The 19533-nt window shown below is 64.5% G+C and carries 19 protein-coding genes; 11 read left to right on the forward strand and 8 right to left on the reverse strand.

Annotation, left to right across the window (positions count from 1 at the left end):
• From ACIPW4_RS18995 to ACIPW4_RS19015, 5 genes are all read right to left on the reverse strand, one after another.
• Positions 1–981 (reverse strand): vWA domain-containing protein, encoded by a 981-nt coding sequence (locus ACIPW4_RS18995; RefSeq protein WP_400660542.1) that lies wholly within the window; start codon positions 979–981, stop codon positions 1–3.
• Positions 968–1474, reverse strand: a complete 507-nt coding sequence (locus tag ACIPW4_RS19000) for a DUF4381 domain-containing protein (RefSeq protein WP_400660544.1) — start codon at positions 1472–1474, stop codon at positions 968–970. Before ACIPW4_RS19000 ends, ACIPW4_RS18995 begins: the two co-directional genes overlap by 14 nt.
• A complete protein-coding gene (locus tag ACIPW4_RS19005) occupies positions 1471–2412 on the reverse strand; it encodes a DUF58 domain-containing protein (RefSeq protein ID WP_400660546.1) in 942 nt (313 codons plus the stop codon). The genes ACIPW4_RS19000 and ACIPW4_RS19005 overlap by 4 nt, the downstream gene beginning before the upstream one ends.
• Before the next feature lie 3 nt (positions 2413–2415).
• On the reverse strand, positions 2416–3390 hold the full coding sequence (locus tag ACIPW4_RS19010) for an AAA family ATPase (protein WP_400660548.1): 975 nt from the start codon (positions 3388–3390) through the stop codon (positions 2416–2418).
• A 62-nt stretch (positions 3391–3452) separates the two neighbouring features.
• On the reverse strand, positions 3453–5756 hold the full coding sequence (locus ACIPW4_RS19015; protein ID WP_400660550.1) for a tetratricopeptide repeat protein: 2304 nt from the start codon (positions 5754–5756) through the stop codon (positions 3453–3455).
• 101 nt (positions 5757–5857) lie between these two features.
• Here ACIPW4_RS19015 and ACIPW4_RS19020 point away from each other — a divergent pair, with 101 nt between their 5' ends.
• Genes ACIPW4_RS19020 through ACIPW4_RS19030 form a run of 3 tightly spaced genes read left to right on the forward strand, consistent with a single transcriptional unit; the run spans position 5858 to position 8112 of the window.
• Entirely contained in the window at positions 5858–6763 is a 906-nt protein-coding gene (locus ACIPW4_RS19020; RefSeq protein WP_400660552.1) for a transporter, read from the forward strand.
• Between the two features lie 27 nt (positions 6764–6790).
• Positions 6791–7303, forward strand: coding sequence for a hypothetical protein (locus ACIPW4_RS19025; RefSeq protein WP_400660554.1), 513 nt, complete (start codon positions 6791–6793; stop codon positions 7301–7303).
• 2 nt (positions 7304–7305) lie between these two features.
• Positions 7306–8112, forward strand: a complete 807-nt coding sequence (locus ACIPW4_RS19030; RefSeq protein ID WP_400660556.1) for a transporter — start codon at positions 7306–7308, stop codon at positions 8110–8112.
• A gap of 4 nt (positions 8113–8116) precedes the next feature.
• On the opposite strand, the gene ACIPW4_RS19035 is transcribed toward ACIPW4_RS19030, so the two are convergent.
• The 3 genes from ACIPW4_RS19035 to paaY form a co-directional block, all read right to left on the reverse strand.
• Positions 8117–9895 carry an ATP-binding protein gene (locus ACIPW4_RS19035; protein ID WP_400660558.1) on the reverse strand — a complete coding sequence of 593 codons (1779 nt, stop codon included), beginning with the start codon at positions 9893–9895 and terminating at the stop codon, positions 8117–8119.
• A gap of 43 nt (positions 9896–9938) precedes the next feature.
• Entirely contained in the window at positions 9939–10862 is a 924-nt protein-coding gene (gene paaX, locus ACIPW4_RS19040; RefSeq protein WP_400660560.1) for a phenylacetic acid degradation operon negative regulatory protein PaaX, read from the reverse strand.
• Between the two features lie 77 nt (positions 10863–10939).
• Positions 10940–11539 (reverse strand): phenylacetic acid degradation protein PaaY, encoded by a 600-nt coding sequence (gene paaY / locus ACIPW4_RS19045; protein WP_400660562.1) that lies wholly within the window; start codon positions 11537–11539, stop codon positions 10940–10942.
• A gap of 279 nt (positions 11540–11818) precedes the next feature.
• Here paaY and paaF point away from each other — a divergent pair, with 279 nt between their 5' ends.
• The 8 genes from paaF to paaB all read left to right on the forward strand — a co-directional run bounded on the left by paaF (position 11819) and on the right by paaB (position 19525).
• Positions 11819–12592, forward strand: a complete 774-nt coding sequence (paaF, locus tag ACIPW4_RS19050; protein ID WP_400660564.1) for a 2,3-dehydroadipyl-CoA hydratase PaaF — start codon at positions 11819–11821, stop codon at positions 12590–12592.
• A gap of 38 nt (positions 12593–12630) precedes the next feature.
• Positions 12631–13422 (forward strand): 2-(1,2-epoxy-1,2-dihydrophenyl)acetyl-CoA isomerase PaaG, encoded by a 792-nt coding sequence (paaG, locus tag ACIPW4_RS19055; protein ID WP_400660566.1) that lies wholly within the window; start codon positions 12631–12633, stop codon positions 13420–13422.
• A 2-nt stretch (positions 13423–13424) separates the two neighbouring features.
• Positions 13425–14942 (forward strand): 3-hydroxyacyl-CoA dehydrogenase PaaH, encoded by a 1518-nt coding sequence (gene paaH, locus ACIPW4_RS19060; RefSeq protein WP_400660568.1) that lies wholly within the window; start codon positions 13425–13427, stop codon positions 14940–14942.
• Entirely contained in the window at positions 14935–15390 is a 456-nt protein-coding gene (paaI, locus tag ACIPW4_RS19065; RefSeq protein ID WP_400660570.1) for a hydroxyphenylacetyl-CoA thioesterase PaaI, read from the forward strand. The genes paaH and paaI overlap by 8 nt, the downstream gene beginning before the upstream one ends.
• Positions 15383–16603, forward strand: coding sequence for a 3-oxoadipyl-CoA thiolase (gene pcaF / locus ACIPW4_RS19070; RefSeq protein ID WP_400660572.1), 1221 nt, complete (start codon positions 15383–15385; stop codon positions 16601–16603). The genes paaI and pcaF overlap by 8 nt, the downstream gene beginning before the upstream one ends.
• Before the next feature lie 114 nt (positions 16604–16717).
• Positions 16718–18037 carry a phenylacetate--CoA ligase PaaK gene (paaK, locus tag ACIPW4_RS19075; protein WP_400660574.1) on the forward strand — a complete coding sequence of 440 codons (1320 nt, stop codon included), beginning with the start codon at positions 16718–16720 and terminating at the stop codon, positions 18035–18037.
• 191 nt (positions 18038–18228) lie between these two features.
• Positions 18229–19218 (forward strand): 1,2-phenylacetyl-CoA epoxidase subunit PaaA, encoded by a 990-nt coding sequence (paaA, locus tag ACIPW4_RS19080; protein ID WP_400660575.1) that lies wholly within the window; start codon positions 18229–18231, stop codon positions 19216–19218.
• A gap of 25 nt (positions 19219–19243) precedes the next feature.
• Positions 19244–19525: a 1,2-phenylacetyl-CoA epoxidase subunit PaaB gene (paaB, locus tag ACIPW4_RS19085; RefSeq protein ID WP_008096376.1), complete on the forward strand. Its 282-nt coding sequence runs from the start codon at positions 19244–19246 to the stop codon at positions 19523–19525.
• Positions 19526–19533 lie beyond the last annotated feature (8 nt).

Raw genomic sequence — 19533 nt, forward strand, 5'->3', positions numbered from 1 at the left:
CTACCCTCCCCGTGCCAACGATCGGCTGCCAAGCCCGGCGGCCAGTACATGGCTGACCACCAGCATCGCCAGTGCCGCACCCAGCGGCCACCAGAACAGGTCACGCTTGGGCTGGTGGCGCAGGGTCTTCACCTCGTGTGGGGTGATGCTGTCGAGCGTGGCGTACACTTGCTGCAAAGCGTCGCGGTCATCGGCGCGGAAGAACCGCCCGCCCGTCTGCCGGGCGATGTCCTGCAGCAGCGCCAGGTCGACCTTGGCCTCCCCACTGGCCTGAGGGTCGCCGATGCCGATGGTATGCACCACGATGCCCTGGGCCTTGGCCAGGCGCGCCGCATGGGCCGGGGTGATGGCGCTGCCGGTGTCGTTGCCGTCGGTGAGCAGGATCAGCACCTTGTCCTGCTCATGGGCCTGGGCGAACAGCTTGATGCTGAGCCCGATCGCGTCGCCCAGCGCGGTGTTCGGGCCGGCCATGCCGATGCCCACCTCGTCCAGCAGCACCCGCAGGCTGCCATGGTCGAGGGTCAGTGGTGCTTGAGGATAGGCGCCCGTGCCGAACACGATCAGGCCAAGGCGGTCGTCCTTGCGTCGGGCGATGAAGTCCCGCACCACGTCCTTGACCACGCTCAGCCGGTCGCTGCGGGTGCCGTCTGCCGCCGTGTAGTCGCGGGTTTCCATGGATTGCGAGATGTCGATGGCGAGCATCATGTCGCGCACTGGCTGGTTGTGTTCGATGGCCTGCTCGACCCAGACCGGCCGGGCACAGGCCGCTATCAGCAAGGCCCAGACCGCCAGGTTGAGCACGCTTTGCCAGCGTCGGCCGCCCGTATCGGTGCGCGGTGCAAGCCCCGCTGCCCGGCTCATGGCTGCAAAAAACGGCACCCGCACGGCGCTGCGTGCCTCGCGGTAGGCCGCCAGGTAGCGCCAGGCCAGCCACGCCAGCGGCAGCGCGGCCAGCACCCAGGGATAGTCAAACTGCCACATGATGGGTCTCGATCCATTGCCGGCTCAGGGCGAACACCGTGCTGATCTCCGGCTCCGGGATGGCCAGCACGTCACTTGCCGGGGCATAGCTCAGCGTGTGCAGGCGGGCCGCGAAATCTGCGGGTAACGGTGCCCTCGCCCGCGCCTCGAGAAATGCCTGCCACTGGGCGCCTGCCAGTGTAGCCACGGGCGGCGCATCGGGCATCGACAGCCCTACCCGCTTGAGCAGCACCGGCAATTCACGCAGCGTCTGCAAGCGCCGCTGCGAGTCGGTCACCCCTTGCACCAGTTGGTCGAAGTACGCCAGCGCCTCGCGCCGGTAACGCTCCCGACGCCAACGCCGACGGCTGCGCACTGCCCAGGCCACGCAGGCCAGCGCCAGCACGCCCAGCAGCACCCACCAGCCCCAGGTCTGCGGCATGTAGCTGAACGGCGGCGTCGCCAGCGGCAACTCCTGCAGCTGGGCGATATCCGGCACCACCGGCGTGGTCATCGGCCACCTCCGGGCAGCCGCCCCAGTTCACGGCGCAACTGCAACAGCGGCTCTTCGCCGGTACTGAACATCATCAACGGAATCTGGCTGCGCCGCAGCAGCTCTGCCACGTCCTGCAAGCGTCCGCTGAGATACTCCCCCAAGGGCCGGCTGACCTGGCGACGGTCGATCTGCATCTCCACCTGCAGTTCGCCCTGGGTCACGTTGACCCGGCCCTGTTCAGGCAAGCGCAGCGCCAGCGGGTCGTAGACCTGCATGGCGATTACGTCGTTGTGCGCACTGAGCTGGCGCAGCAGCTGCAAGGTTTGTGTCGAAACCCCGGCGAAATCGCTGATGATGCACACCAGCGCATCATGCCCGGCCAGGGCAATGGCTTGGCGCAAGGCGCTGTCCAGCTGCCGTTCGTTCTCGGTGTCGGGGCCACTGGCGGACAAGGCCTGGTTGCTGCCGACGATCGCTGCGCACAGCGCTTCCACACGGGCGCGGCTGCGCAAGGGGCGTATCTGGCGTACCTGCTGGTCATCGAACACCAGCCCGCCCACCCGGTCACCCGCACGCAATGCCATCCACGCCGACAGGGCCGCCAGCTCCGCCGCCACCACCGACTTGAAGCTGCGCTGCGAACCGAAGAACATGCTCATGCGCTGGTCCACCAGCAGCCAGGTCGGGCGATCACGCTCCTCGGTGAAGGTGCGCACGAACGGCTTGCCGAACCGCAGCGAGGCGCGCCAGTCGAGGTGGCGCAGGTCGTCACCCGGCTGGTAGCGGCGCAGTTCGTCGAAGCTCAGGCCGCGCCCACGCAGGCGCGAGGCATGGCCGCCGGCGAGGATGCTGGTGAGCGGCTGGCGGGCGACGAAACTCAGCGCACCGACACGATGCTCCAGCGCCATCAGCTGCGCGAGCGAGGCGTAGACGAAGCCATCGACGGGCGCCTGCATGGCTCAGGCCGGGATGGCCACGCGGTCGAGCAGGCGGTCGATCACCTGGTCGGGCGTGACGGCTTCAGCGACCGCGTCATAGCTGAGCTGCAAGCGATGACGCAGCACCGGATGGACAACGGCACGTACATCGTCCGGGGTAACGAACGCATTGCCGGCCAGCCAGGCATGGGCGCGTGCCACCCGGTCCAGGCTGATGCCACCGCGTGGGCTGGCGCCAATGCGAATCCAGCGCGACAGGTCGGCATCGTAGTCGACTGGGTGCCGGGTGGCGTTGACCAGGTCGACCAGGTAGCGGTCGATCGCCTCGGACACGTGCACCTGTGCGACTTCGGCGCGGGCGGCGAACACCACCTCCTGTGCCAGTTGTTCAGGGGCCTGCGCGCCGTTGCGGCCTTGCGCTTCTTCATTGCGCACCAGACGCAGCACCAGCGCCTCATCTTCGACCTTGGGATAATCCAGCTGCAGTTTCATCAGGAAGCGGTCCATCTGTGCCTCAGGCAGCGGATAGGTGCCTTCCTGCTCGATCGGGTTCTGCGTCGCCATCACCATGAACAGTGACGGCATGGCATAGCTCTGCCCGGCCACAGTGATCTGCCGCTCTTCCATGGCTTCGAGCAGCGCTGCCTGCACTTTGGCCGGGGCGCGGTTGATCTCGTCGGCCAGGATCACGTTGCCGAACAGCGGCCCGGGCTGGAATTTGATCTGGTTGCCTTCGCTTGTCTGCTGCAGGATCTCGCCGCCGGTGATGTCCGACGGCAGCAGGTCCGGGGTGAACTGGATACGCCGCATCTTCGCGTCCAGGTGGGTCGCCAGGGCCTTGACCGTGCGTGTCTTGGCCAGCCCTGGCAGGCTTTCGAGCAGAACGTGACCGTTGGCCAGCAAGCCCAGCAGTACATGCCGAATGGTTTCGGCCTGCCCCAGTACCTGCTCGGCGACACGAGCCTCCAGCGCTGCAATTTCCTCGCGTATGCTCACGCTCTTGCTCCCTGACCGTATGGGTATCGGCTAAATCTAGCAGCGCTTGTCGGCTTCGCCAGCTATGGCTTCTGCCAATACGGCTCGATCGCCTGCAAACGCGGATCATCGGGTGCCGCCTGTCGCAAGCGCTTCACGTAACCAAAGGCCTCGGCGCGCTCACCGGCCAGGGCATGCAGGTAGATCAGCGAATAGAGCAGATCCGGGTCATCAGGGGACTGCTCCAGGCCGCTGTTCAGTGCGGCGATGGCTTCGTCACGGCGCTCAAGGCGCGACAACAGCAAGCCCTGGTTATAGCGAATCCGCGAATTGCCCGGCAGCGCCACGGCCGCGCGCTCCATCCATTGCAGCGCCTCGTCCTGCTGACCACGCTCGACCAGCAGCAAGGCCAGCATGTAGGCCAGGTTGCCATGATCGGTGGCGGGCATCTTGTCGAGGGCCACGCCCTCGCGCAGCACCTGCTCGGCCTCGTCGAACCGCTGAGCGGCACTGGCGAGGGTCACCAGGTTGACACGCGCCGGCACGAAGTACGGGTCCAGCCGCAACGCCTGGCGGTACTGCTCCATGGCCTCGGCATCACGCCCCTGGCGGCTGAGCAGCACCGCCAGGTTGAGGCGCCCGCCTGGCAGGTCGGCGTTGCCGCGCAGGCGGCGCTCATAATCGGCCAGCATCGTGGCGAACGCATCACGCTTGTGCTCGGGTATCTGTGCGGCGGGCACTGCGGCCAGTACTCGCACCGCTTCGTCGCGCACCGCCAGGGTCGGGTCTTCGAGCAGCGGCAACAACGGTTGCAGGCGCTGTTCAGGCGGCACACTGGCGAACCCGGCCACCGCGTAGGCACGTACCAGCGGGCTGTTGTCCTTCAACGCCCAGCCCAGGCTGATCACCGACTGCGTGCCCAGTTCGGCCATCTGCTGCGCTGCCGTGGCGCGTACGATGGCCGGCTTGCCCTTGTCGGCAAGCACCGCGTTCAGCTCGCTCAGGGCGATGCCGTGGCCGCTGCGCACCGCCTGGAAGTTCTCGCCGTAATGCACCGGGCGCTTGCGCGGGCCGAACCAGCCGTCGATGGCCGCCGCCGCCCATTGCGGCTGGCGGTCCTGGTGGCAACTGGTGCAGGCGTCGGGGCTGGCGGTCTTGCCCGCGAGGTCCGGGCGCGGGATGCGCAAGCTGTGATCGCGGCGCGGGTCGACCACCATGTAGGTCTTGGTCGGCATGTGGCAATTGACGCACTGCGCGCCCGGCGAGCCGGCCGGGTGGTGATGGTGCGCTTCGCTGTCGTAGTCCTTGGCCTGCAGGCTGGGGAAGCGCGCCACCGGAGGCTGGCTGTTGTGGCATTGCAGGCACAGGCCATTGCCTTCGATCTTCACCTTGGTGGTATGGGGGTTGTGGCAGTCGGTGCATCCGACGCCGGCGGCGTACATCTTGCTCTGGGTGAACGAGCCGTACTCGTACACTTCACCGTCAATCTGGCCATCGGCATGGTACAGGCCCGTGCGCAGGGTTGCCGGCAGGCTTTGATCGAACTGCGCATGCCCCGGCAGCATGCCGACGCCGAGGGTTTGTCGCCGGCTGTGGCAATAGGCACACTGCTCGACCAGGCCCTGGCTGCCCAGCGCCTTGTAATCCACCGCCAGACCATTGGGCTCGCCCGGCTTGGCTGCCTTGGCCCAGTCGACGTGCGCTTTGCCCGGCCCATGGCAACTCTGGCAGCCGACGTTCTGCTCCTGCCAAGTCGAGGCGAAGCTGTCGTCACGGTCGTTGTAGTTTTTTACCAGCCGGGTCGAATGGCAGTCGGCGCACATGCCGTTCCAGTTCTGGTAACGGCCGGTCCAGTGCAGCGGGTCGTCCGGGGCGAAGCGCTGCCCCGGATACAGCGAAAACCAGCGTTGCCCGCCCTGCCCCTTGGGTCGGCTGTCCCAGGCAATGGTCAACGCCTGCAAGCGCCCGCGCGGCAGGTCGACAAGGTACTGCTGCAGTGGGAAGTGGCCGAACGTGCGGCGCACCTGAAAGTCGGCCGGTTTGCCGTCCTCGCCCTCGAGGTTGACGAAAAAGCCCTGCCCCTTGCGGAAGAAGTGCGCTTTCACCCCGGCCTCGTCGAACCGGGCGTCATTGAAATTACCCAGCACGTTGGCCGCGGTGGCATCGCGCATGGCCCAGCCGTGGTCGGAGTCTTTCCATTGCTTGGCCTGGTCAGCGTGGCAACCGAGGCAGGTTTGCGCTGCGACATACCCCTCGGCAGGTTGCGCCTGGGCCGGCGGGCTGGCTGCCGCCGCACTCCCCAGCCAGGCCAGCAGCGCTGCGCCCAGCAGCCCACAGATTACGCCTCTGATCGCCTTCCCCATTCCACGCTCCACGGCCAGTTCCATGGGCCCTGTACCGGACCCTGCGGCACTGAGGCTAGCAAATTTTTCGGGGCAGGCGGCGAACTTGAGCTATCACTGATGGACAGCCTATGCATGGAGCCAATATGACCCACCCTCAGCGCTCGTGCCTGCTACTGTCGCTGTCGATCGGTCTTTGCGCCCAGTCGGCCCTGGCCGATAACGCCCGCGACTGGCAGAACACGCCGGTCGACCTGAACATGGTGTTCGGCTATTACAACCTGATCGACACCAACACGCCGATCGACACCTCGCTGCCGCTCGATGGCCTGTCGCTCAATGCCGACTTGTACATCCTGCGCTACGCCCGCTCGTTCGGCCTGGACGGGCGCAACTCGGCGATCCAGGTGCTGCAGCCGTATGCCGACGTCTCGGCCTCGTTCGACAACGGGCGATTTTTCAGCGGCACCAAGCACAATGGGGGCATGGGCGACACGCAGATTGTCTTTGCACACAATTTTTTCGGTGGCCCGGCGCTGACCATGGCGCAATTCGCCAGCTGGAAGCCAGAGACCTTCTTCAGTGGTGCGCTGTGGCTGACTGCACCCACCGGCGACTATGACAAGGACCGGATCATCAACATCGGCGCCAACCGCTGGGTGGTCAAACCGGAACTCGCCTTCGGCACGCCGTTCGGGCCGACCTGGCTGGAAGTCAACGGCTATGTCTCGTTGTACGGCGACAACGACGAGTACCAGGGCAACAGCAAGCTGGAACAGAAACCGCTGTACGCGATCGAGGGCCACTACAGCTATACGGTCAACCGGGCGTTGTGGGTGTCGCTGGACAGTACCTACAGCACCGGTGGTGAAACCCGAATCGACGGTGTCGGCCAGGACAACAAGCAGGAAAACGTGCTCTTGGGTGCCAGCCTGGGTTTCATGCTGAGCCCACAGTTCGGTGGGCTGCTCGCCTACTCTGACACCGTATCGGAACGCACCGGATCGCCGGATGTGAATACCTGGACGTTACGTTTGCAATATGTCTGGTAATCGACCTATTCCCCAGAGGACGCCGCAATGAACACTGTCTTGCTCAAGCTCAAACATGAATTCATGAAAGTGCTCCCGCCCACCATTTTCTTCTTCGTGATCCTGCACATCGTCGCGCTGATACGTGCGCTGATGATCAAAGGCTCTGGGGTAGAGCTGCCGGTCTCAGCCTCCGTACTCATCGCCTCCCTGGTACTTGGCAAGTCGGTACTGGTTGCCGACATGCTGCCATTCATCAATCGGTTTCCCGACAAACCGCTGATCTGGAACGTGGCCTGGAAAACCGCCATGTATGCCTTTGTGGCGCTGATCGTGCACTACCTGGAGCGACTGTACGATTACTGGAAAGAGGCACCGGGGTTCGTGGATGCCAACCACTTGCTGTGGACGTCCATGAACTGGCCGCGCTTCTGGGCCATTCAGATTCTGCTGGTCACGTTGATCTTCATGTATTGCGTGATTGCAGAGCTTGCCCGAGTGATCGGGCGTGAACGACTGAAGCGGATGTTCATTGGACCACTGCCGGTAAAGGATGCCTGATCATGCCCCAAGCAAACGGCTATGCGCTGTATGTGCTTGCCTTGCTGCTCCCGCTCGGTACTGCTCAGGCAGAAGATTCTGCAGAGCTTGCGAAAAAGGCATTGAACCCGGTCGCTGCCATGTACAGCTTGCCGGTGCAGTACAACTGGGATCAGAAACTGGGCGCCGACGATGACGGCAAGCGGAATGTGACCAATATCCAGCCGGTACTGCCCTTCAGCCTGGATGAAAACTGGAACCTGATCTCTCGCACCATCCTCCCTGTGGTCGACCAGCACGGTCTGGGCGGTAGCGCGGACACCTCCGGTGTGGGCGACGTCACCCAGAGCTTTTTCTTTTCACCCAAGCAGCCCACTGCCAGTGGCTGGATCCTTGGCGCCGGGCCCGCGCTGCTGATCCCGACAGCCAGTAATGACGTGCTGGGTAGCGAGCAATGGGCGCTCGGGCCGACGGTGGTTGCATTGAAACAGTCCAATGGCTGGACCCGGGGGATACTCGCCAATCACCTGTGGGGGCTGGAAGGCAGCCCCGCGGATGACAAAGAGAAGGTCAACCAGACCTTCATGCAGCCGTTTCTTTCCTACACCAACGCCTCACTGACCACCTTTGGCATCAACAGCGAGGCCACCTACGACTGGCAGAGCAAGGACTGGGCGATCCCGGTCAACCTGACCGTCACGCAGCTGTTCAAGATCGATGGTCACCCCATCACCGTGCAGGCGGGCCCGCGCTACTGGCTCGAATCACCCGACAATGGGCCGCAAGGCTGGGGCTTTCGCTTTGCGGTAACGCTGCTCTTTCCGCGCTGATGACCTAGTCGGCCAACAATTCGCCCACGCGGCTGCCGAGCGCCTGGAGTGTGAAGGGTTTGCTCAGTACAGGCCTGCCTGCGGCCAGTTCGCTGGCCTGCACGTAGCCAGTGACGAACAAGGTTTTCAGTGCGCCATTCAAACCGAGCGCCTTCTCTGCCAGTTGCCAGCCATCCATCTCCCCCGGCAAGCCCACATCACTGAGCAGCAGATCGACGCGGACACCGGAGCGCAGCAGTTCCAGCGCGGCGGCCCCATCGGCCGCCTGCAATACCTGGTAGCCAAGCTCTTCCAGTGTTTCCGCCACGACCATGCGCAGGGTCCGCTCATCTTCCACCAGCAATACCGTCTTGCCGCCCTGCAAGGCTGGCAATGGCGGCCCGTCGCCGGCAGGCTCGGGCTCGGGCTCGGGCACCTCGCCAAAATGCCGAGGCAGATACAGGTCGACCCGGGTGCCTTCGCCCACTTTCGAGCGAATTTTTACCTGGCCGCCAGATTGCTGGGCGAAGCCATAGATCATCGACAGGCCAAGGCCGGTGCCCTGCCCCACGGGTTTGGTAGTGAAGAAAGGTTCGAAGACGTGAACCAGCACGTCGGGCGACATGCCGGTGCCGGTGTCGGTGACGCTGAGGTGCACATACTGCCCGGGTTGCAGCTCATGGCGCTGGGCGCCTTGCACGCTCAGCGTAAGGTTGCTGGCCTCAAGCATCACTGTGCCGCCATTGGGCATGGCGTCACGGGCGTTATTGCAAAGATTCAGCACCGCGCTCTCGAGCTGGCTCGCATCGACAAAGGCCGGCCAAAGCGCCTGATCGCATACAGTCTCGATCCGAATGGCGGGCCCTGCCGTGCGCTGGATCAGTTCGCTCATGTCCTGCAGCAGCGTGGCCAGCTTCACCGCGCGAGGTTCCAAGGTCTGCTGGCGGGAAAACGCCAGCAGACGATGGGTCAGGATGGCGGCCTTGCTGGCAGAATTTCGCGCGGCAATGAGGTGCCGCTCGACCTCACCCGTGCGTCCTTGCTCGATGCGCTGGCTGAGCAGCTCCAGCGAACCGCTGATGCCACCCAGCAAATTGTTGAAGTCGTGTGCCAGGCCCCCGGTCAACTGGCCAACCGCTTCCATTTTCTGGGATTGACGCAGTTTTTCTTCAGCCGCCATCAGCTCGGCAGTACGCTGCGCGACCCGGTGTTCGAGTGTGTCGTTGAGCTCGCGCAGGGCTTCTTCGGCCAACGTGCGTTCCAGCAGGTCGGCAGCGGTGCGGGCGAGGATGTCGAGCAGCCGCAACACGCGGTCCGACGGGTGATGCGGCTGGGCCCAATGGGTGGACATCATCCCTAGCAACTGGCCACTGCGTGACAGCAGTGGCGTGGTCTGCGCAGCACGGATACCGGCTGCGCGAAAGGCGCGCAGTTCTTCGGTACCGGCTATTTCGTCCCACTGCTCGAAGTCGGCAATGATTGCACGCTTGCCACGGCGCAGCGCCAGGCCGCAGCTGCTCAGCGCGTTGTAGTTCACCCACTGCCAGAACTGGATGGCATCCGGGGGCAACCCGCGCGAGCAGAGCAGTTGCAGCTTGCCGCCGTGCCCCGAGGCGTCGTCAGCCGGGCAAAGTACCTGCATGGTGGCAAATTGCGAGCCGGTGATGCTCGCAGCCGCATCGACAATCTTCACATAGAGCGCCTGACGGTCCTGTTCGCCGATCAGTGCGACGCTGATGCTATGCAGCAGGTCGAGGTCGCCAAGTACACGGTCTTCAGAGGGGTTATCGGCCGTTGTCGTCATGTCATTCCCTTCCAAGGGGCAGGCGCTGATGGGCATTTCACGCTCAAGCCAGACCACCAAAGCGTTTGTAGAAGCTTTCGTTCACATCCGGCAGCGGCCCGTCTGCGGTTTCCAGCTCGGTGTTCAGCCACGCTTCGGCCTTGGCAGCCACCAGGCGGTACAGGTTGCGGCACAGTTGCCGCGCTGCCCGACCTTCCCAATCACCCGGCAGCAGCTCATCGGGAAGCTGCGGGTCACGCAGCAGCAACCTGCGGTACTCGTGGATCAACAACGTACGGGCCAGGAAGCAGTCCTCGGGGTTGAGCTCGTCCTGCTCTTTCAGGCTCTGCCACAGAGGCCGGAACAGCTGGATGAATTCACTGAACTGCTGCCCCAGCTCGTCGATGCGCCAGCTTTCGCGCACCTGTGCGCGCATCGCCTTGGAGGCCAGAACCTCCTGAGTATGGGTCTCGAAAACGATACTGTCGTCGCTCGCGTCCAGTTCGCGCAGGGTAGCGGCCAGGTCGGCGCGGTCCGCCCGCGGGCAGCCAAGCACGTTTGGCGCCATGGCGGCGAAGCCCTGCCATTCCAGTTCTTCACGCACGGCCTTGCGTTTGCCGGCATCGAGCTGCGACAGCAGGACCAAGGTCCAGGTGCCGTCCCAGGCCGGCTGGCTGGGGCTGTAGACACGTTTGAAGGCTTTTTCGAAGCGCCGCCGACCGGTACCGGTGAGACTGTAGTAGCTGCGCCGGCCGACTTTTTCAGCGGTAAGCCAGCCTTCCTTGGTCAGGCGGAAGATCGAGGTGCGGATCAGCCGTTCGTTGATGCCGATCGGCTCCAGCAGCTTGATCAGGCTGCCCAGCCAGACCGTGCCGCCATGGGGCTCGATGGCATCACCATAGAGGGTGATGATCAGCGAACTGGCGCGGATCGGGGTCTGCTCCTGGAAGCGAGTGATCAGGTTGTTCAGCGGAACGAGGTTGCTCATGGACGAACTGCGCGCGTGGAAAGCACCGACTATACCTGTGCGACGGGTCGCCTGGCCATGGCGCGACGCCGGCACGCTCATGCGCCTGCCTCGCCCTTGGGCCTGAACCCGCAGTCACCCATGCGCGGCCGCTGTGCTTCGGCTGCGCTCAGCGGTGGGCACTCCACCATCGTCGCCATGCAGCGTTGGCTCAGGCGTTGGTACTCGGCAGTGCCGCGCTGCTTCCAGCTCAGCTCCTCTTCGGTCAGGGGGCGCTTGACCTGCGCCGGGGCACCCATCACCAGGCTCTGCTCAGGGCACTGGAAGCCGGCTTTGACAAAGGCCGTGGCGCCCACGATGCAGCGCGGTGCTATGTGAGCCGCGTCCATGACCACGGCATTCATGCCGATCAGCGCGTCTTCGCCCACTCGACAGCCGTGCAGCACCGCGCCATGACCGACATGGCCGTTGCGCTCGATCACCGTGTCACCGCCCGGGAAACCATGCATGACACAGGTGTCCTGCAGGTTCGCCCCTTCTTCCAGCACGATGCGCCCGAAATCGCCGCGCAGCGACGCCAGTGGGCCTACGTAGCAGCGCGGGCCAATGATCACGTCACCGATCAGCACGGCACTGGGGTGCACATAAGCAGTGGGGTCGACCACCGGGGTCAGGCCGTCGAGCCGATAGCAAGGCATGTAGTCTTCTCCGTAAATTGTCAGCAATGATGTCAGATTGTGTATCGCAATGAGTTGTCACGCTCGTTCAAGTCAAAGCCGCTTTATTAAAGGCTTTCCGCAGTACTTGAATAACGATCAACATAAAACGAGATACGTAAAAACACAATTACTGTTGCATATGTGTATCACATAGTGCTTATACTGAATGCACCTGGGCAGCCCCGCGCCGCCCCTGCAGACAATTCCAATAAATGCCGGCCACCCGATGTGCCGTGCGAGCAGCCTGAGGACCCCGACATGCCTCGTTTCATCGATGTGCAGGCCCCTGAACACGGCGTTCGCCTGCTCACCCTGCAACGCCCGGAAGCGCTCAACGCCTTGTGTACCGAATTACTCGCAGAGCTTGCCGCCGCGCTCGCCGACGCCGATGCAGACCCACTCACCCGCGCCGTGGTCATCACCGGCAGCCGCAAGGCCTTTGCCGCCGGTGCCGATATCCGCGAGATGGCCGAGCGCGATCTGGTGGGCATCCTCAATGATCCTCGGGTTGCCCACTGGCAACGCATCGCCGCCTTTGCCAAGCCGCTGGTCGCAGCCGTCAACGGCTACGCCCTGGGTGGCGGCTGCGAGCTGGTGATGTGCGCCGACATCGTCATCGCCGGCGATGACGCCCGCTTCGGCCAGCCAGAGATCAACCTCGGCATCATGCCGGGCGCCGGTGGCACCCAGCGGTTGCTGCGTGCCGTCGGCAAGCCGCTGGCCATGCAGATGGTGCTGACCGGTGAGGCCATCACGGCCCGCCACGCCTTGCAGGCAGGCCTCATCAGCGAAATCACCCAGCCAGAGCTGGCCGTCGAGCGTGCCCTGCAGGTCGCCCGCAGCATCGCTGCCAAGGCACCGCTGGCGGTGCGCCTGGCCAAGGAAGCACTGCTCAAGGCCGGCGACAGCGACCTGGCCACTGGCCTGCGCTTCGAGCGCCACGCCTTCACCGTGCTGGCCGGCACCGCGGATCGCGACGAAGGCATTCGCGCCTTCCAGGAAAAACGCCCGGCACAGTTCAAAGGCTGCTGAGCCGCCCACTCCCCATCGACCGATCGAGCGAGTCCGTCATGACTTTCGAGCACATTGTGTTTTCCATCGAGGACGGCGTGGCCTTCCTTGCGCTGAACCGCCCCGAGCAGCTGAACAGTTTCAATACCCAGATGCACCTGGAAGTGCGCGAAGCCCTCAAGCAGGTCCGCCAGAGCAGCGAAGCACGGGTATTGTTGCTGACCGGTGAAGGCCGCGGCTTCTGCGCAGGCCAGGACCTGTCCGACCGCAACGTCGCGCCAGGCGCGGCCCTGCCCGACCTGGGCGAGTCCATCGACAAGTTCTACAACCCGCTGGTGCGCACCCTGCGCGACCTGCCGCTGCCGGTCATCTGCGCCGTCAATGGCGTGGCCGCCGGGGCCGGTGCGAACATTCCGCTGGCCTGCGACCTGGTGCTGGCCGCCCGCTCGGCCAGCTTCATCCAGGCGTTCTGCAAGATCGGCCTGGTGCCGGACTCCGGCGGTACCTGGCTGTTGCCACGGCTGGTCGGCATGGCCCGGGCCAAAGCGCTGGCCATGCTCGGCGAGCGCCTGAGCGCGGAACAGGCCGAGCGTTGGGGCTTGATCCACCGGGTAGTCGACGATGCCGCGCTGCGCGACGAGGCGCTTGCCCTCGCCCGCCAACTGGCCTGCCAGCCAACCTATGGCCTGGCGCTGATCAAGCGCAGCCTTAACGCCAGCTTCGACAACGGCTTCGACCAGCAACTGGAGCTTGAGCGCGATTTGCAACGGCTTGCCGGCCGCAGCGAGGACTACCGCGAAGGCGTCAGCGCCTTCATGAACAAGCGCACCCCTGCATTCAAAGGCCGCTGACCATGAGCGCACTCGACAACAACGCCCTGGTCGCGGTTATCGGCGCCGGTGCCATGGGCGCAGGTATCGCCCAGGTGGCCGCCCAGGCCGGCCACCCGGTAAAACTCTACGACAACCGCCCTGGCGCCGCTGCCCAGGCGGTCGCCGGCATCGATCGCCAGCTCGGGCGGCTAGTGGAAAAAGGCAAGCTGCTGCCTCACGACCGTGAAGCCATTGCCGCACGCCTGCAGCCGGTCGACACCATCGAAACCCTGGCCGACGCGCGGCTGGTGATCGAAGCCATCGTCGAGAACCTGCAGGTCAAGCAGCAACTGCTGCAGCAACTGGAAAGTCTGTGCGACGAGGGCTGCATCCTCGCCAGCAATACCTCGTCGCTGTCGATCACCAGTCTTGCGGCGGGCCTTCAACGGCCACAACGCGTGGTCGGCATGCACTTTTTCAACCCGGCGCCGCTGATGGCGCTGGTGGAGATCGTTTCCGGCCTCGCGACCGAGCCTGCTATTGCCAACGCGCTCTATGACACCGCCAAAGCCTGGGGCAAGAAGCCTGTGCACACCCGCTCCACTCCAGGTTTCATCGTCAATCGCGTGGCCCGGCCCTTCTATGCCGAAAGCCTGCGACTGCTGCAGGAAGGCGCTGCGGATTGCGCGACGCTCGATGCCCTGCTGCGCGATGCCGGCGGCTTTCGCATGGGTGCATTCGAACTCACCGACCTGATCGGCCATGACGTCAACTACGCCGTCACCTGTTCGGTGTTCGAAGCCTTCTATGGTGACTTCCGCTTCCAGCCTTCGCTGGTGCAGAAAGAGCTGGTCGATGCCGGACGCCTGGGACGCAAGAGTGGTCAAGGCTTCTATAGCTACGCCGAGGGTGCCGAACGCCCGCCGGCCGCCGAACTGCACAGCCCGGCAAGCGCCGAATGCTGCGTGGTCGAAGGCGAACTGGGCGCCTTGCAGCCATTGCTGTCGCGCTTGCAAGATGGCGGCCTGGCGATTACCGAGCGCGCGGGCAACGGCCTGATCCGCAGCGGTGACGCCACCCTGGCCCTGTCGGACGGCCGCCTGGCCAGCCAGCGTGCCCGTGAGGACGGCCTGCGCAACCTGGTGCTGCTGGACCTCGCGCTGGACTACCAGGCCGCCACCCGCATCGCCATCAGCTGGTCTGCCGACACTACTGTCCAGGCTCGCGACCAGGCGGTGGCCCTGCTGCAGCGCGCTGGCCTGAAGGTGACCGGCGTCGCCGACCTGCCGGGCCTGGTGGTGCTGCGCACCGTGGCCATGCTCGCCAATGAAGCCGCCGATGCCGTGCTGCAAGGCGTTGGCAGCGCTGCCGACATCGACCTGGCCATGTGCGCCGGGGTCAATTATCCACGCGGCCCGCTGGCCTGGGCCGAACAGCTTGGCATCGATTACACCCTGCGCGTGCTGGAAAACCTGCAGGCCAGTTACGGCGAAAGCCGCTACCGGCCTTCCCTGCTGCTGCGTCGCAGCGCCGAACAAGGAGCGAACCTGCATGAATGAACTGCAGCGCAACCCACATGAGCTGGCCCAGGCCTGTGCCGACGCGATGTATTCCCGTGATCCGGCCACCCAAGGTCTGGGTATTGCCTTGCTCGACATCGCCCCGGGCCTGGCGCGCCTGAGCATGCCGGTGCGCGCCGATATGTTGCAGGGCCACGGCACCTGCCACGGCGGCTTCCTGTTCGCCCTGGCCGACTCGGCCTTCGCCTTTGCCTGCAATAGCCACGACAAGGCCACGGTGGCCCAGGGCTGCAGCATCGATTATCTCGCCCCGGCGCTGGCGGGCGACGTGCTCACTGCGGCGGCCAGCGAACTCAGCCGCAAAGGCCGTACCGGCCTGTACGACGTGCGCATCGAAAACCAGCGCGGCGAGCTGATCGCCTTGTTCCGTGGCAAATCCTACCAAGTGCGCGGCACCGTGCTCGCGCAGGAGACCCAAGATGACTGAAGCCAAGCCCCTCGATGCCCTGATCATCGATGCCGTGCGCACCCCGATCGGCCGTTACGGCGGCGCCCTCAGCGGCGTGCGCGCCGACGACCTGGCCGCCGTGCCGATCAAGGCCCTGATCGAACGTCACCCGGAACTGGACTGGCAGGCCATCGACGACGTGATCCTCGGCTGCGCCAACCAGGCCGGTGAAGACAACCGCAACGTCGCCCGCATGGCTGGCCTGCTGGCGGGGCTGCCGATCAGTGTGCCAGGCACCACCATCAACCGTCTGTGCGGGTCGGGGCTGGACGCCATCGGCAATGCTGCCCGCGCCCTGCGCTGTGGCGAAGCCGGGCTGATGCTGGCTGGGGGCGTCGAGTCGATGTCGCGCGCGCCGTTCGTCATGGGCAAGTCCGAACAAGCGTTCGGCCGCAGCGCCGAGCTGTTCGACACCACCATCGGCTGGCGTTTCGTCAACAAACTGATGAAGGCCGGGCACGGCATCGACTCGATGCCGGAAACGGCAGAAAATGTCGCTGAGCAGTTCGGCATCTCCCGCGCCGACCAGGACGCCTTTGCCCTGCGCAGCCAGCAAAAAGCGGCAGCGGCCCAGGCCAATGGCCGCCTGGCACAGGAAATCGTGCCGGTCGAAATTCCCCAGCGCAAAGGCCCGGCCATCTGTGTCGAGCAGGACGAGCACCTGCGTGCAGACACCACCCTCGAACAGTTGGCCAAGCTCGGCACGCCCTTCCGTCAGGGCGGTAGCGTCACGGCCGGCAATGCCTCAGGCGTCAACGATGGCGCCTGTGCCCTGCTGCTGGCCAGCAGCGAGGCCGCACGCCGCCATGGCCTCACGGCCCGTGGCCGTATCGTCGCCATGGCAGTTGCCGGGGTCGAGCCACGCATCATGGGCATCGGCCCGGTGCCGGCCACCCGCAAGGTACTGGAACTGACTGGCCTGTCACTGGCCGACATGGACGTCATCGAGCTCAACGAAGCCTTTGCCGCCCAGGGCCTGGCCGTGCTTCGCGAGCTGGGCCTGGCCGACGATGACCTGCGGGTCAACCCCAACGGCGGCGCCATCGCCCTGGGCCACCCGCTGGGCATGAGCGGTGCGCGGCTGGTCACCACCGCCCTGCATCAGCTGGAACGAACCAACGGCCGTTATGCCCTGTGCACCATGTGCATCGGCGTTGGCCAAGGCATTGCCATGGTCATCGAGCGTCTCTGACCAATGGCTTGTTACCGAACGTGACGCCGCCGGTTATGCTGCGTCCATGACACTCACGGTAAGCCGCTTGTCCACTGCAAGTGGCCGACGTACAAGAACAATTCGAGTGAAGCCATGAATATGTACCATGATGCCGATCGTGCCCTGCTGGACCCGATGGAAACTGCCAGTATCGACGCCCTGCGCCAGCATCAGCTGGAGCGCTTGCGCTGGAGCCTGAAGCACGCCTATGACAACGTACCGCTGTACCGCAAGCGTTTCGACGAATACAGCGCCCATCCCGACGACCTGAAATCTCTCGACGACCTGGCGAAGTTCCCTTTCACCGGCAAGAACGACCTGCGCGACAACTACCCCTACGGCATGTTCGCCGTGCCCCAGCAAGAAGTGGTGCGCCTGCATGCCTCCAGTGGAACCACCGGCAAGCCGACCGTGGTCGGCTACACCCAGAACGACATCGATACCTGGGCCAACGTGGTTGCCCGCTCGATCCGCGCCGCCGGCGGGCGCAAGGGTGACAAGGTGCATGTGTCCTACGGCTACGGCCTGTTCACCGGTGGCCTGGGTGCCCACTACGGCGCGGAGCGCCTGGGTTGCACGGTGATTCCGATGTCCGGCGGCCAGACCGAAAAGCAGGTGCAGCTGATCCGTGACTTCCAGCCCGACATCATCATGGTCACGCCCTCCTACATGCTCAATCTCGCCGACGAGATCGAGCGCCAGGGCATCGACCCGAATGATCTCAAACTGCGCCTGGGCATCTTCGGCGCCGAACCGTGGACCGACGAGCTGCGCCGCTCCATCGAGCAACGCCTGGGGATCAACGCCCTGGACATCTATGGCCTGTCGGAAATCATGGGCCCGGGCGTGGCCATGGAGTGCATCGAGACCAAGGACGGCCCGACCATCTGGGAGGACCACTTCTACCCCGAGATCATCGACCCGGTGACCGGCGCGGTGCTGCCTGACGGGCAGCTGGGCGAGCTGGTGTTCACCTCGCTCAGCAAGGAGGCCCTGCCGATGGTGCGCTACCGCACCCGCGACCTGACCCGCCTGCTGCCCGGCACGGCGCGGCCGATGCGGCGCATTGGCAAGATCACCGGTCGCAGTGACGACATGCTGATCATTCGCGGGGTGAACGTGTTCCCGACGCAGATCGAAGAGCAGGTGCTGAAAATAAAACAGCTTTCTGAGCTTTATGAGATTCATCTGTATCGTAATGGCAACCTGGACAGTGTCGAGGTGCATGTGGAGCTGCGCGCTGAGTGCCAGGGGCTGGATGAGGCGCAGCGCAAGCTGGTGATCGGGGAGCTGGGCAAGCAGATCAAGACCTATATCGGCATCAGCACGCAGGTGGTCCTGCAGCCTTGCGGCACGCTCAAGCGGTCGGAAGGCAAGGCTTGTCATGTGTTCGACAAACGGTTGGCCAGCTGAGTTATCGGCTGCCTTTATGCCCCGGCATGGTCCGGGGCTTTTTTTTGCGTTTTTTCTGCCGCCCCTTTCGCGGGTGAACCCGCGAAAGGGCCGGAAAACGACACACAAATCTTATTCGATACATATAAAACCGTTTGACGTTATCTTTTGTATCGCTTACAAATGACTCATGCCTCAGCAGGAGTCGGATCATGTATGCACAGCTAGTGGAAACCGGAGTCAAGCGCGTCAAGTCGCTGGAAGAGATGTCGCCCGAGGAGCGCAACTTCCAGGAAAAAATCGACGCTGAAATCAAGATCGAAGCCAAGAACTGGATGCCCGAGGCCTACCGCCAGACCCTCATCCGCCAGATCTCCCAGCACGCCCATTCGGAAATCGTCGGCATGCTCCCCGAAGGCAACTGGGTCACCCGCGCCCCCAGCCTCAAGCGCAAGCTGCAACTGATGGCCAAGATCCAGGACGAGGCTGGCCACGGCCTGTACCTGTACAGCGCCATGGAAACCCTCGGTGCCGACCGCGACGAGGAAATCGCCAAGCTGCACAGCGGCAAGGCCAAGTATTCGAGCATCTTCAACTACCCGACCCTGAGCTGGGCCGACATGGGCGCCGTGGGCTGGCTGGTCGATGGCGCCGCCATCGTCAACCAGGTGGTGCTGCAGCGCACCTCCTACGGCCCCTACTCGCGCGCCATGATCCGCATCTGCAAGGAAGAGAGCTTCCACCAGCGCCAGGGCTACGAGCTGCTGCTGACCATGATGCGCGAAGGTACCCAGGCGCAGAAGGACATGGTCCAGGACGCCATCAACCGCCTCTGGTGGCCGGCTCTGATGATGTTCGGCCCGAGCGACGAGCACTCGCCCAACAGCGCCCAGTCGATGGCCTGGAAGATCAAGCGCCAGACCAACGACGAGCTGCGCCAGCGCTTCATCGACCAGACCGTGCCCCAGCTCGAGCTGCTCGGCTGCACCGCCCCCGACCCGGACCTTAAGTGGAATGCCGAGCGCGGCCACTACGACTTCGGTGACATCCAGTGGGACGAGTTCTACGAAGTCATCAAGGGCAACGGCCCCTGCAACCAGGAACGCGTCGCCACCCGGCGCAAGGCTATCGACGATGGCGCCTGGGTTCGCGAAGCGGCCGTGGCCTACGCACGCAAGCAACAGAACAAGAACGCCGCCTGAGCGGCGATTGATGCGGAGATCGAAAATGTCTGTCTGGACCCTCTACGAAGTGTTCGTGCGCAGCAAGCACGGCCTTAACCACAAGCATGTCGGCAGCGTGCATGCCGCCGACGCCGCCATGGCCATCGAGAACGCCCGCGAGCTGTACACCCGCCGCAGCGAAGGCGTGAGCCTGTGGGTGGTGCCCTCGGCACTGATCACCGCCTCCTCGCCTGACGAGAAAGACCCGCTGTTCGTCCCATCGGACGACAAGGTCTACCGCCACGCCAGCTTCTATGAACTGCCCGACGAAGTCGGGCACATGTGAGGTTGGCC

Source organism: Pseudomonas sp. NPDC089996, from assembly GCF_044748405.1.
Classification (GTDB): Bacteria; Pseudomonadota; Gammaproteobacteria; order Pseudomonadales; family Pseudomonadaceae; genus Aquipseudomonas.